Below are 11,632 nucleotides of genomic sequence, written 5' to 3'. Positions count from 1 at the left end.
CCTCCGCCCTCCGGATGGCCTCGACCGCCGCCAGGTCCAGCCGCCGGTTCCGATAGGTCATGGTGCCGTCGATGTCAACGGCCAGAAGCCGGATCAAAAAGACACCTTCAATCCTTTATCCCCTGCTCGGTGATGCGGAAAACCGCCTCACGCTCGGGGAGGTTGGGGCTGTCAAATATCCGAGCAATCCTCCGCTGCTCCTTAGACTTACGGAGGTAGATGCGGGTCGTCGCAGAATGGGCCAGGATGTGTCCGCCGATGGGCTTGGTGGGGTCGCCGAAGAAAACGTCCGGCCGCGCCTGCACCTGGTTGGTCACGAAGACCGCCAAGTCGTGCAGGTCCGCAATCCGGTGCAGCGTCATCAGGTGCCGGTTCAGCTTCTGCTGTCTCAGCGCCAGGGTCTCCCGTCCGGTGAACTCAGCCCGGAAATGAGCGGTCACTGAGTCGACCACAATAAGCCGGATGTTCTCCCGTTCCACTATCTCCTCCGCCTTCTCGGCTATCAGGATCTGCTGGTCGGTGTTGTAGGACCTCACATAGTAGATGTTCTGCAGCGCCCTGACGGGATCGAGCCCCACGCCGAGCGACATGTCCCGGATCCGCTCCGGCCTGAAGGTGTTCTCGGTGTCGATGAAAATCGCCTTGGCCTCCAGCCCCTTCTGCTCCCTGGGCAGCTGAACGTTAACGCAGAGCTGGTGGGCCAGCTGCGTCTTGCCCGAGCCGAACTCCCCGAAGGCCTCGGTGACCGCCTGCGTCTCCACCCCGCCGCCCAGCAGGTCGTCGAGAGCGGTGCTGCCCGTCGTGATCAGGCCCACCTTTTCCCGCTTCTCCAGCACCTTGTCCGCGGTCACGAAGGAGCAAAAATCGGCGGCCTCCCTGGCTGCAGCGATGATCTTCTTGGCCTGCGCCTCACCCAGCTCGGCGGCCTCCCGCAGCTCGGCGACGGTCGCGGCCGCTATCGACTCAATCGTCCGGTAGCCGGCCTCACGAAGCTTCTCCGCCGTGGCTTCGCCGACCCCGGGAAGGTTCTCTATCGTTTTTTTGCTGACCTCGGACAATACCCTCTCCCCTTTATACTCTCACTTCATTTCTTTTAGCCTTTTGAGAAGCAGCTGCGCCTCCTCCCGCGGGTCAGCTGCTCTGAAGTCCTGGGCCCGGATCTCCAGCTGATCGAGATATCTGTCACGCCGGGTTACCCCGGAAACCACCAGCTCCCTTCCGACCAGACCCAGCTCACCGTAAAATGCAGCTAAATCAGGATTGAATTTGAGGCGATCAATGACCTGCTTGGCACCCATCCCCAACAACCTCTCCGCCACCTTTCCGAAAAGGGCCACGCGAATGCTGCCGGTGCCGTCGTCCAGCAGCAGGCTGACCACCGCCCGGTGCTCCGGCGTGACCACCTTCCCGCACTCCTCACAGGTCAGGCTGGTCTCGGCGCCGCTGATGCTCCGACCGCAGTTGGGACAGACGTCGAAGAACGGGCGGCGGTGAAATACTTGGACCACCGTTCCCCGAACCTCCACCCTCATGCCCTCGCGGTCAACTTGAGAGATCTCCAGCCGCTCCGGTCCCGGCGCGGCCACCTCGCCGGCGATCGCCCGCGGAACCTCGCCAGCCGGGTTCAGCTCCAGGGTGCCCTGGCTGCCCAGATGAAGCTCCACTTGGCCCTGAATCCCCAGCGTGGTGTAAGCATCAATCAAGCGCACCGCGTCGCCGACCCTGAGGCCCACCGCTTTCTCCGCATGCTCCTGCCAGAGGGAAACCCTGACCGTCCCTGAATCGTCACCCAGAACCAAAGTGGCCACCTTGCCCCGGCTACCGTCAGGGCGGGTGAACTCGCGCGCCTCGGAAACTTCCACCACCCTGCCGACCACCTCCACCGCGTCCAGGTTGGGCTCCAGCTCGCCTATCTTGATGGCCTGCGACCTGGGCCTAGCAACGAGGACCCCTGGCGGATTTATCTCAATCTGTGTATTCCTGCCCGCATGAATTTCGGGTCTGCTGCCCAAGCCCGTTCGGGTGTAAGCATTTCTCAACAGCACGATGTCGCCGACCTGCAGCTTCTGGGCCAAGTCCGCCGCTTGGTCCCAGAAGGATGCTCGCATGGTCCCGGTGTCATCGGCCAAGATCAGGCTCAGGACTCGGCCAGTGGAGCCATCACCGCGCTTGAACTCCCGCGGGGGCAGCTTGCTCTTCACGACCGCCGCTACATCAAGCGAGCGCATGTCGGGATCGACCTCGCCCAGCTTCAGCGGCCTCTCCGCCAGCTCCGGAACTTCGGAAATCCCGGTGGGGTTCCTCACCAGCCGCCCGCCCGCGCCGAGGCTCAGCTCGACGCGACCGCCGGGCCCGGTTCTGACCGCGGCATTTTCCAGCATCACCACCTCGCCGCGTCCAATCTCCTTCGCCATCTCAGCCCAATCGTCCCAAAGGGAAACCCGCACCTGCCCGGTGTCGTCCATCAGGATCAGCGTGGCCACCTTTCCAGTGGTTCCATCGGGGCGATCGAAGGCCCTGACCTCGCTGGACGTGACCACCCGCCCCACCACATCCACCTCAACCAGATGGGGCGCCAAATCTGCAATTTTCACCCGGGATCTGGAAAGAGGCGGCAGTTCCTTGGCCAGCGGATGATCCGGACACAGCGATATCGTGCCCCGGGCGCCAAGGCTTAACTCCGGCCGCTTGTCCAATCCCTCCCGGACATAGGCTCCCTGCACCCTGATGATGTCCCCCTTCTTTAAGCCGCCCTGCCGCAGAATCGAGGTCTTCTCATCCCAGAGCACGAGCCTTATCTCACCGGTGGCATCCTGCAGGACCAGGCTGCCCACCTGCCCCGGACGGCCACCGGGCCTCTGAAACTCCCTCGGCTCTTGGATTCTGACCACGCGGGCAATGATGTCGACCTTGGACATCCCGGGCAGTAAATCTTCAATGCGGAGGGGCCTGACCTCGGGTTCTTTGCGCTCAAAGACCACACCGAACTCCCGGGCGACTATGTTCGCCGCTCCCTCAAGCGTCACGAAGCCGCCGAGCTCCTCCTGCTTGGCCCGGATCCGGGACATCACCTCGTCGCGGCTCAGCCCGGTGATCTCCAGGATGCTCTGCACCATCTGCTCAAAAGTCATCTCCACGTCCAGCCCCGAAAGAACTGCGCCTTCAAACTTATAGAGATTTTTGAAAACTTAGGGCTCAACCTCTAACCACCAATCGAAGGGGTATTTTGATTTAAGTGACTCCTAAAAATTTTTTCTGCCGTGCTATTGCTGCCGCGAGCCCTTGATCTCCTTGAGGATGGCCAGGGCCCGGTCATAACTGATCTTCTTCTCCTCAATCATTCGCCGGGCCACGATATCGACCAGTTCTCCCTCGGCCCCGGCCGTCACCGCGATATTTCTGGCATGCAGCTTAAGGTGGCCGGCCTGAATGCCCTCGGTCGCCAGCGCCCGCATCGCCGCCAGGTTGTTCGCCAGACCCACCGCGGCCATTATCTCCCCCAGCTGTCGGGCCGAAGGCATCCCGAGGATCTTGCGGCAGATCTTAGCGACGGGATGGACTGCCGTGGCTCCGCCGATGACGCCCACGGCCACCGGAAGCTCGATGCTGCCGGCGAGATCCCCTTCAGGGGTCCGGCACCAGTGGCTCAGCGGGCGGTAGCCGCCGCCGAGCGCGGCGTAGGCGTGGGCCCCGGCCTCAAGCGCTCGGGTGTCGTTCAATGTGGCCAAGGCAACCGCGATGACACCGTTCATTATCCCCTTATTGTGGGTCGCACACCGAAAAGGATCGGCCACGGCAAACTCATAGGCCTTCAGAATTCCATCGACCACCTCGTCGCCGCCCAGCGCCTCCTTGGCGAAAACCGCCCTGGCCCGGGCCAAGCGGTGAACGGCGAGGTTGGAAACTATCCTCAGGAAGACCCGGCCGCCGGTGATCTCCTCGATCACCGGAGCCACCGCCTCGCACATCGTGTTGACGACATTAGCCCCCATGGCATCCCTGACGTCCACCAAAAGATGAACTATCACCATTGGTCCGACTGCGGTGCTGAGAACTCTGACCTCAAGACCCACCGCTCCTCCGCCCAGCTTCACCAGCACCGGGTCCTGATCGTTGGCCTTGGCTAAGATCCGGCCCGTCTCCCGAAGGATTTTTTCCCTAGCGACCTTGGGGTCCGCGACATCGACGAGCTGGATCTGGCCGATCATCACCGGCGGGGTGCTCTCGGTCTGAAAGCCGCCCCTCACACGGGCCATCTTGGCTGCATTAGAAGCGGCCGCCACCACCGAGGGCTCCTCGAGGACCATCGGGATGAGATAATCCCTGCCGTTGATGAGAAAATTGGCGGCTATCCCCAGCGGGAAAGAGGTTACTCCAATTACATTTTCAATCATGCGGTCGGCCTGCTCCAAGGTTAAGGCCCCGGCCCTTTGCAGTAGCTCCGCCTCGGCATCGTCCAGCCCGGCAAACTCCTTAACCAGCTTCAGCCTTTCCTTGGGGCTCAACCGGTAGAACCCGGAGATATCAGATCTCGGCAACCGTATCCCCATCAAACTTGGCAGCTACTCACTTATATCAGTGAACCAATGGGCTAAGAAACGACCTTCTTCACCAGCAACCTGAAGCTCTCCCCGTCGATGTTCCAGTCCTTGAGATAACCCTCGCCGGCCACGTCATTCAGCAGGCGGAGGCGCAGATTTCTCACGCGGACCTCCCGGGAGATGTATTCCTGCTGGGCGCTCAAACTCTCCAGATCAGCCTGGCTGGGAAATCCGATAACGACATCGACCCTTTCCTCCATCCCCAGCTCCATCTCCTTCCGCATCATCTGCAGCCTTCGGACCAGCTCCCGGGCCAGCGACTCCGCCTCCAGCTCCGGGGTCATCCTGGTGTCCAAGAGCAGCTTCCCGAACTCGGTCTGCACCAGGGCAAACCCCTCCGCCGGCTCCTCTTCGAACGAGATGAAGTCCTTGGGAATGCTGAGCTTAAAACCGTCGAACTGCAGGCCGACGAAGCCGTGTCGGTTCAGCTGCTCGAAAAGCCTCCAGGCGTCCATGCCCTTGACCAGCTCCATCACCTTCTCCGCGATCTCGCCAAACCTCTGCCGGAACTGCTCCTCCGCCAGCCTGATCTTCAGCCTCAGCTCACCAAGCTCCTCATCAGGGCCCAGGAGCACCAGCTCCTTGCAGTTCAGCTGATCCTGCAGCAGCTCGCTAAGATCTTTAATCATCTCGAGAACTTCCGCCGAGGCGGCCTTGATGGAGACCCGCTTCACCGGCCACCTGAGCTTGAGCCGGAACTGCTGTCTGGCTGAGGCCCCGGCTTCCACGAAGGCCCGGACCGCCCTCATGCCCTGTTCGAGCCTGACGTCTATCGCGCCTTCATCCGCCGACGGCCAGGGTAGCATGTGGACGCTCTCCGGGCTATTAGAGTCCACGGACTTGACCAGATCGCGGTAGATGACCTCGCAGAGGTGGGGGGCGAACGGGGCCAGCAGCCTGATCAAGACATGCAGGGCCTGGTAGAGCACCACGTAGGCGGCGAGCTTCTTTGGATCCTCCTTCTCAATCCAGACCCTTTCTCTGACCGAGCGGACGTACCACCGGCTGAGGTCCTCGAGGACGAAGTTGGAAAGGGACCTGACCGCGATGTGCAGGTTGAGGTCCTCCATCGCCCGGGTCACCTCCCGGACGACGCTGTTGATCCTGGAAATCATCCACCGATCCTCGGGCAACAAGCTGGCGCTGACCTTCTCCCAGTCCACTTTCCTAGGGTCAAACTCATCCAGAGACATGTAGGTCGTGGCAAAGACGTGAACGTTCCAGAGCACCCCGATCATCTTCTGGACCACCTCGAGGCCCTTCCAGCTGAACTTCAGGTCCTCCCATGGCGGGTTGGCCCCGAGGATGTAGAGGCGGAGAACGTCGACCCCGTTTTTCCTAGTAACGTCCTCAGGAGTAACCACGTTCCCCAGCGACTTCGACATTTTCCGGCCCTTTTCATCAAGGGCAAAGCCGTGCATCAGCACCCTCTTGTAGGGAACGTCGCCAAAGGCCGCGATGGAAACCACCTGCTGGCTGTAGAACCACTTGGTCACCTGGTCCTCGCCCTCGGTGACAAAGTCGCTGGGCCAGATCTGGCTGAACGGTTCCTTCCTCTTCGGATAGCCCAGGCTGGCCCAGGAGGCGATGCCGGAGTCGAACCAGACATCGAGAACATCGGGGACCCGCCGTGAAGTCCCGCCACATTTGGGACACCTGATCTCTACGCGATCAACGTGGGGGCGGTGGAGGTCGATCTCGCCCAACGGTTGCGGCGAGAGGGCAGAGAGCTCCTCTAGGCTCCCCACCACCACTAAGTGCTGGCACTGCCCGCAAATCCAGATGGGCAGGGGGATGCCCCAGTAGCGCTGGCGGGAGATACACCAGTCACCCACTGACTCCACGCCGTTCGCGTAACGAATTGTCGCCCAGTCCGGGACCCACTTCACCCTCTCCGCGTTCTTCTGGATGATGCTCGACTTTATCTCCCCCACCTTCAAGAACCACTGCTCGGTGGCCCTGAAGAGGAGCGGCGACTGGCACCTCCAGCAGTGGGGATACTGGTGCACCAGCGTCCCCGCCTTCACGAGCAGACCTTTTCTCTGAAGGTCTTCCAAGATGACGCGGTCCGCCTCTTTCACGAACATCCCGGCATATTTTCCTGCCTCCTCGGTGAACCTGCCGTCAGGACCCACCGGGCTGAACACCGGCAGCCCGTACCTCAACCCCACCTCAAAGTCCTCCTCACCGTGACCGGGGGCGGTGTGAACGCAGCCGGTACCTTCGTCCAGCGTCACATGGCTGCCGAGGATGACGCGATGGTGGTCCACGAACTCCCGCTGCTTGGGGACCTCGTCCAGCAGGGGGTGCTCGTACCACATCCCCTCCAGGGTGGCCCCCTTGACCGAACCCACCTCTCGATAGTCGCTGATGCCCAAGTCCTTCATCACCTTCTCCACAAGCGCCGTGGCCAGGATGTAGATATCACCGCCGATCTCGACCTCAGAATAATCGTAGTCCGGGTTGACGCAGACGGCGAGGTCGGCGGGGAGGGTCCAGGGGGTCGTCGTCCAGACCAGCAGATATTCATTGGGGCGATCGCGAAGCCGGAACCTGACGTAGAGTGAGGGGTCGCTGACGTTCTGGTACTCGCCCCGGACCTCATGCTCGGCCAGCGCCGTCTCGCAGCGGGGGCACCAGTGAATCACCCTCAGGTCCTTCCTGACCAGCCCCTGCTCGTGGGCCTTCTTGAGGGTCCACCAGGCGGACTCGATGTAATCCCTGGCGAAGGTGATGTAGGGGTCATCCCAGTCCATCCAGACCCCGAGCTCCTTGAATTGCTCGGTCATGATCCTGACGTGATCGGTGGCCCATTTTTTGCACTGCTCGACGAAGGCCTCGACCCCTATCCTCTGCTCGATGTCCTTCTTGGACCTGATCCCGAGCAGCTCCTCGACCTTGACCTCAATGGGCAGGCCGTGGCAATCCCAACCGGGCTGGCGCCGGACGTTCAGCCCGCGCATGGTCTGGTATCTGAGGACCGCATCCTTGATTATCTTGTTCCAGGCCGTGCCCAAGTGAATGCTGCCGCTGGCGTAGGGAGGGCCGTCGAGGAAATACCACACTCTGCCACCCTCCCGCGACCGCTTCACCTTTTCATAGATCCCGGCGGAAAGCCACCACTCCTGCACCTCGCGCTCGGCCTTCTTGGCGTCGTAGACCTTGGCTGCCGGTTGGATCATGCCATCAACCCGAAAGTAATTGTGATTGGTTCCTAAAAATCTCGCTGCAGGTTTCCGTGCCGGTGATAACCCCTGCCGGCCGGCTCCCAAAGTGATTTAACGGGGAAGACGAAAATGCTCCACTGGGAGATTTTCATGGCTGAAGTGGACGAAATCTGGGTGGAAAAGTACCGTCCCAAGAAGCTCGATGAAATGGTGGGACAGGAGGAAATCGTCACCAGGTTGAAGAGCTTTGTGGAGAAGAAGTCGCTGCCCAACCTGCTCTTTGCCGGGCCCGCGGGAACCGGAAAAACCACGGCCGCGCTCTGCATCGCGCGGGAGCTGTTCGGGGAGAGCTGGCGCCAGAACATGCTCGAGCTCAACGCGAGCGATGAGCGCGGAATCGACACAATCCGGACCAAGGTGAAGGATTACGCCAGGACCAGGCCCATCGGGGACTTCCCCTACAAGATCATCCTGCTGGACGAAAGCGATGCCCTCACGGCCGACGCCCAGAATGCCCTGCGCCGGACGATGGAGATGTTCACCCAGACGACGCGCTTCATCCTTGACTGCAACTACTCCAGCCGCATCATCGAGCCCATTCAATCGCGCTGCGCCGTCTTCAGGTTCCGGCGCCTCACCGACAAGGACATCGAGCAGATGTTCAAGAGAATCGCCAAGGAGGAGAAGCTGACGGTGACGCCCGAGGCGGTGCAGGCGATAGCCTACCTGAGCGAGGGCGACCTGAGGAAGGCGATAAACATCCTCCAGGCCGCGGCGGCGCTGAGCAAGAGGATAACCGAGAAGACCGTCTATGAGGTCAGCGCGGCGGCGAAGCCCGAGGAGGTCCGGCAAATGCTGGAGCTCGCCCTCTCCGGAAAATTCGAGGAGGCGAGAAAGAAGCTGCAAGAGCTCCTCATCGACAGGGGGCTGGCCGGCGAGGACATCATCGAGCAGGTCCACCGGGAAATCTTCAACCTCAAACTGCCGGAGAATGTCAAGGTGGAAATTCTGGACAAAATCGGGGAGTTCTCCTTCAGGCTGGTCCAGGGCGCCAACGAGAGGATCCAGCTCGAGGCCATGCTGGCGCACTTCGGCCTCATCGGCGCTAAACTGAAATGATCAAGCGGCCTCGTCAAAACATTCGACCATGGCGGACTCTCTTCCTGCGACTTGGGCCCGTCGCTTACCGCCGCGGCGTTGCGCGGCTCTTCAAAAAGATTTCAAGGAAACTTTTGACCTCGTCGACATCCCTCAAAAAGAATTCCGCGTTTGTCCTCCTCCGACCCCTGGCCACCAGAACCGTTATCCCCAAATCTCTCAGCGCGAGAAAAGCATCCTCGTCGGTTGTGTCGTCACCGAAGTAGATCGGCAATAGCCTTTTTCGGGGATCCGCGACGTCGAGCATCCATCTCACCGCCTTTCCCTTGTCCCAGCTGACGTTCGGCCTTATTTCCCAGACCTTCTTCCCTCCGGTTATCCGGACCAAACCGGAGGCGACATGGGGGCGAACGATACGATAAAAAATTTTTGCCAACCGGTCGACCTCCTCGGGAGCCACACACCGATAGTGGAGGCTTGCGGTCAATCCCTTCCCCTCCACAATCAAGCCGGAGAACTGGCCCAGCCTCTCCTGGAGCTCGGCGCATATCCTGGAGATGAGCGGGCGCGCTAGTTCCGCCTCGGGCAAAACGAAATTTATTCCCGGTCCCTTTATCTCAAAGCCATGATTGCCCGCATAGTAGATTTCTTTCAGCGGGACCAGCCTTTCCATCTCCGCCAGCGGCCTGCCGCTTATCACCGCCACCTTGAATCTTCCCGACAGGAGATCCAGCAACCTCTTCATCTCGGGGCCCAGTGTCGCCCGCTCCGGTTCACTGACAATTGGGGTTAGCGTTCCGTCGTAGTCAAAGAACCAGAACAGATTTTTCAACTTGGAAGGGTAACTTAAGAGATTGAACAGGGATTGCATGAGCCGCACACAGTCATTGTTATATTTTTGAGGATATAATTTATCTGAAAAGAAGCGGTGCTAAGATGACGATCGAGGAAATCTGGCAAATTCTGGTCCCCATCCTGATCTTCGCCGGTTTTCTCTTGGGTGGATATCTGATCAGAGTAATTCTGGGCGTCTATCTAACCAAGTTGACCCGGAGGACGAAGACCAAGCTGGACGACATCATCTTGGGGGCCATCAAAACCCCCATTGTCCTGATATTCCTGGTGATTGGGGCAAATTATGCCTTAGCCCATGCCCCCCTGCCCCAGGACATCATCGGACAGTACCTCCCCACCATCAGCTATGTCATCATCGTCCTTATCGCGACCGTTGCCCTGGTCAGGGTCATCACCGGGCTGCTGAGGCATTATGAGGTCATCCATCCCAGCACCAAGGGTCTGACTCCGATTTTGATGAGGGCTTTAAATATCATCATCTACTTTATTGCCTTCGTCCTCATCCTCCACGGACTGGGCATCGACGTCACCGCCCTCGTCGCCGGGCTGGGCATCGGAGGCATTGCCATTGCCTTTGCCCTGCAGGAGACGCTCTCCCAGTTTTTTGCCGGCATGTACCTGATGACGGACAAACCGATCAGAATTGGGGATTACATCAAACTGGACACGGGACAGGAGGGTTATGTAGTCGACATCGGCTGGAGAAGCACCAGGATCAGAGAACTCTCCAACAACATCATCACCGTGCCCAACTCCAAGATGGCCGGGTCTATCGTCGTCGATTACCACATGCCGCAACCTGAAATGTCCGTGCTGGTTCAGGTCGGAGTAAGTTATGACAGCGACCTGGAAAAGGTGGAGCGGGTGACCATTGAAGTGGCCAAGGAGATCCTGAAAAAAGTGAAGGGCGGCGTGCCCGAATTCGAACCCTTTATCCGGTACCATACCTTCGGCGACTTCAGCATCAACTTCACCGTAATCCTGCGGGTAAAGGAATACGTGGACCGGTACCTGGTAATCCATGAGTTCATCAAGGCCCTGCATAAGAGATACAAGGAAGAGGGAATCGTGATCCCCTTCCCGATAAGGACAGTTTACTTGAAGGAAACATCTCAGGCCTGATCTTTTGCCAAACGATGTTCAAGTTTCGACTACTCTTGGCGAGTCCTTCGGATCATCTTATGCTCTATTTCGGAAATCTTTCGGTTCACCTCATCGATGATCTCGCTCTTCTTATCGGGATCCTTCACCATCAGGGTCAAAACCAAGTTCACCGATCTTCGGTTTCGGCCCTTCACCGTTAAAACCGGGGGGAAACGTTCATCGAGATATTTTTTGATCTTGTTGCACGCCGCCATCACCTTGCTCTCAAATTCGGGTAAATCAATTTTGCTGTCAATCGTTATCGGGACCAATATCTCCCGCCAAACGTGAGGCGTGATGTTCTTCATTTTTTCCCTGAGAAACAGTGAGTTGGGGATGGAAACCACCTCTTCATTTTTTGTCAGCAGAACGGTCGTTATCGGATTTATTTCAATCACCTTGCCGGTACTGCCGGCAACCTTGATGATGTCCCCAACCTTGAACGGCACGTAAACGTCGGAAAAATATTTGGCACCGATATTCTCAAGGGTGTCCTTGAGCGCTATCAACACGCCCAGCCCGATCAATCCTAAGATCAGGAGCAGAAAGTTCAGCTGAAGCCCTAGCCGCTGAAAGGCAAAAATGAGGCCAATTGCCCAGATGGTGATCGAGACCAATTTTTGAATGTGGGACCTCACCGCGGGCACCCAGTTCCTAAACATTCCGCGGACAACCAAGTTGAAAATTTTGACGACGAAAAAGGTAACCAATACTGTGGCAGCGAATACTGCTAGTTCTGGCAACAGATCGTTTAGGTTCATCTCCTGC

Annotated in this window: 8 protein-coding genes; 2 read left to right on the top strand and 6 right to left on the bottom strand. The window is 59.1% G+C overall.

The window, feature by feature from the left end; genetic code table 11:
* Positions 1-107: 107 nt before the first annotated feature.
* From radA to ileS, 4 genes are all read right to left on the bottom strand, one after another.
* A complete protein-coding gene (radA, locus tag ACP5PX_RS04735) occupies positions 108-1,058 on the bottom strand; it encodes a DNA repair and recombination protein RadA (RefSeq protein WP_428084489.1) in 951 nt (316 codons plus the stop codon).
* Positions 1,059-1,079: 21 nt separating this feature from the next.
* On the bottom strand, positions 1,080-3,131 hold the full coding sequence (locus ACP5PX_RS04730) for a DUF2240 family protein (RefSeq protein ID WP_428084491.1): 2,052 nt from the start codon (positions 3,129-3,131) through the stop codon (positions 1,080-1,082).
* Positions 3,132-3,263: 132 nt separating this feature from the next.
* Positions 3,264-4,538: a hydroxymethylglutaryl-CoA reductase, degradative gene (locus ACP5PX_RS04725; protein ID WP_428084487.1), complete on the bottom strand. Its 1,275-nt coding sequence runs from the start codon at positions 4,536-4,538 to the stop codon at positions 3,264-3,266.
* Between the two features lie 53 nt (positions 4,539-4,591).
* Positions 4,592-7,783: an isoleucine--tRNA ligase gene (gene ileS, locus ACP5PX_RS04720; protein ID WP_428084485.1), complete on the bottom strand. Its 3,192-nt coding sequence runs from the start codon at positions 7,781-7,783 to the stop codon at positions 4,592-4,594.
* A gap of 135 nt (positions 7,784-7,918) precedes the next feature.
* Here ileS and ACP5PX_RS04715 point away from each other — a divergent pair, with 135 nt between their 5' ends.
* Positions 7,919-8,887 carry a replication factor C small subunit gene (locus ACP5PX_RS04715; RefSeq protein WP_428084483.1) on the top strand — a complete coding sequence of 323 codons (969 nt, stop codon included), beginning with the start codon at positions 7,919-7,921 and terminating at the stop codon, positions 8,885-8,887.
* 64 nt (positions 8,888-8,951) lie between these two features.
* On the opposite strand, the gene otsB is transcribed toward ACP5PX_RS04715, so the two are convergent.
* Positions 8,952-9,737, bottom strand: coding sequence for a trehalose-phosphatase (gene otsB / locus ACP5PX_RS04710; RefSeq protein ID WP_428084481.1), 786 nt, complete (start codon positions 9,735-9,737; stop codon positions 8,952-8,954).
* A gap of 65 nt (positions 9,738-9,802) precedes the next feature.
* Here otsB and ACP5PX_RS04705 point away from each other — a divergent pair, with 65 nt between their 5' ends.
* Positions 9,803-10,843, top strand: coding sequence for a mechanosensitive ion channel family protein (locus ACP5PX_RS04705; RefSeq protein WP_428084479.1), 1,041 nt, complete (start codon positions 9,803-9,805; stop codon positions 10,841-10,843).
* 29 nt (positions 10,844-10,872) lie between these two features.
* On the opposite strand, the gene ACP5PX_RS04700 is transcribed toward ACP5PX_RS04705, so the two are convergent.
* Positions 10,873-11,625 carry a mechanosensitive ion channel domain-containing protein gene (locus ACP5PX_RS04700; protein WP_428084477.1) on the bottom strand — a complete coding sequence of 251 codons (753 nt, stop codon included), beginning with the start codon at positions 11,623-11,625 and terminating at the stop codon, positions 10,873-10,875.
* Between the last annotated feature and the right edge of the window lie 7 nt (positions 11,626-11,632).

Source organism: Hadarchaeum sp. (SeqCode) (assembly GCF_049969415.1).
Taxonomy (GTDB): domain Archaea; phylum Hadarchaeota; class Hadarchaeia; order Hadarchaeales; family Hadarchaeaceae; genus Hadarchaeum.
Note: the sequence above shows the minus strand (reverse complement) of the source record. Positions and strands in the feature narration are given on the sequence as shown.